This window comes from Streptomyces sp. SID14478 (genome assembly GCF_010548525.1).
Taxonomy (GTDB): Bacteria; Actinomycetota; Actinomycetes; order Streptomycetales; family Streptomycetaceae; genus Streptomyces.
The window spans coordinates 1-2,283 of sequence record NZ_JAAGMG010000362.1 but is presented as its reverse complement, the minus strand read 5'-3'; the positions used below and the strand labels follow the sequence as shown (position 1 = coordinate 2,283).

Annotated in this window: 1 protein-coding gene and 1 pseudogene; one reads left to right on the top strand and one right to left on the bottom strand. The window is 73.5% G+C overall.

From position 1 onward, the window contains the following. Window positions 1-603: pseudogene (locus G3I40_RS11905) on the bottom strand (hypothetical protein); the annotation flags it as partial. 247 nt (window positions 604-850) lie between these two features. Between G3I40_RS11905 and G3I40_RS11900 the strand changes: the two are divergent. After that, the coding region (locus G3I40_RS11900) for an MFS transporter (protein WP_164302126.1) at window positions 851-2,283 on the top strand (1,433 nt) is incomplete at its 3' end.

The window sequence follows — 2,283 nt, the reverse complement described above, 5'->3', positions numbered from 1 at the left end:
CGCCACCCACACCGCCGCCACGACGGCCGCGCCGACCGGCCGGGTCAGGCCCGCGAGCGCGGCCAGCAGCCCCGCGCTCACCCAGTGCCGCCGCACGACCGCGTACAGTCCCCAGGCCGCCAGGGCGGTGAACAGTGCCTCGCTGTACGCCATCGACGCCACGATCCCGACCGGCAGCGCGCCCCACAGGACGGCGAGGCACACGCCGGTGCGGCGGCCGTGGAGGCGGTCGCCGACGGCGAAGACGCCCCACGCCGCGGCGAGCGAGGCGAGCCAGGCCACCACCAGACCGGCATCGGCGTAGGAGAGCGGACCGACCGCGTGGACGAGCCGCTCCAGCCAGGGCAGCAGCGGGAAGAACGCGAGGTTCGAGTGCACGCTGCCGTCGGGCAGCGTCACCGACCAGCCGTACCCGTGCTCGGCGACCCGGGTGTACCAGAGGGAGTCCCAGCGGGCGGTCAGCAGGGTGTGCGGGCTCTTGCCCACGGCCGCGCTCCACAGCGCGAGCGCGAGCAGGCCGAGCGCCCGCACCCCCGCGTAGCCCAGCAGGGCCGGGGCCGCGCGCCGCAGCGAGGGCCGGTCTCGTCGATCCACGTCGTTCACGGCCCCGATTATCGGCGCCGGCCTCGCGGGTTCCGTGCGCCGCCCCCGCCCCGCGAGTGGCGCACGCCACAGGTACCGGAAGCGTCCATGAGAGGTCTGCCACGTGTCACCGGCCCGAACTCGCGTACTCTGACGGCTCACTCGCCTTCCGCTGCGGGGCCGGGAGTCCGCTCCTCCCGAGCCGAAGACCGTGGGCATCCCCAGCCCTCGGATCCGCCGGACGCGAGGACCACTGGGAGGTACGCACATGTCCGGCACGAGCACGGCCACCGGACGCCTGCGCCGACAGGCGGCCGCCATAGGGGCCCGCACGAACCGCTGGGTCGTCCTCGTCGTCCTGTGCACGAGCCTGCTCCTGGTCGCCCTCGACTCGACCATCCTGTACGTCGCCCTGCCCTCGGTCACCGAGGACCTGAAGCCCACCTCGGTCGAGCTGCTGTGGATCGGCGACGCCTATCCGCTGGTCTGCGCCTCGCTCCTGATCCTGTTCGGCACCCTCGGCGACCGGGTCGGCCGCCGGCGGATCCTGCTGATCGGCTACGCCCTGTTCGGCGCGGCCTCCGCGCTCGCCGTGTTCTCCGACACCGCCCAGGTGCTCATCGCGGCGCGCGCCATGCTCGGCATAGGCGGCGCGATGATCATGCCCGCGACGCTGTCGATCCTGCGGGACGTCTTCCCCGACCGGCACGAGCGGGCCGTCGCCATCGGCGTGTGGACCGCGGTCGCCGCGATCGGCGCCGCCACCGGACCCGTCCTCGGCGGCTTCCTCGTCGAGCACTTCTGGTGGGGCTCCGTCTTCCTCATCAACATCCCGCTGATGGCGGTCATGCTGCCGCTGTGCCGGGTCCTGGTGCCCGAGTCCAAGGGGCGCGCGGACGGGCCGTGGGACCTGTTCGGTGCGCTCCTCGCCGCGCTCGGCGTGCTCGGTGTCGTCTACGGCATCAAGGAGCTGGGCATCGAGCGCGATCTGCTCGCCGCGGGCGCCGTGCTGCCCTTCCTCGCCGGTGTCGGGCTGCTCGTGCTGTTCGTCCGCCGACAGCGCCGCCGGGAGCATCCGCTGATCGACATGCGGCTGTTCTCGCGTGCCGCGTTCTCCACGTCCGTCGGCTGCATCGTCATCGCGATGCTGGCCCTGGTCGGACTCGAACTCATCGCCGTGCAGTACCTGCAACTGGTCCTCGGACTCAGCCCGCTGGAGACCGGGCTGCGGATGCTGCCGCTGACCTTCGCGGCGATGGCCGCGGGCGTCCTGGGCTCCGCCATCCTGCGCCGGTGCGGGCCGCGCACCATGGTCAGCTGCGGCTTCACCATCACCGCCTGCGCCGTGCTGCTGCTGTGCCTGATGGGTGAGCACGACCGGCCGTGGCTGTTGTCCGTGGGCTTCATACTGCTCGGCTTCGGCTTCCAGGCCACGCTGTTCGCGGCCTACGAGTCGATGCTCACCGAGGCGCCCGCCGACGACGCCGGGGGCGCGGCCGCGATCGGCGAGACCTCCTACCAACTGGGCGCGGGCATGGGCATCGCCCTGCTCGGCTCGGTGATGAACGCGGCGTACGCGCCGGGGCTCGCGCGGGTGAGCGGGGTGTCCGGTGCGGCGAGCGGCGCCGCGGGGCACTCGCTGGGGGAGGCGTACCAGATCGCCGCGCGGCTCGGGGGCGGGGCGGGGAAGGCGCTGCGGGA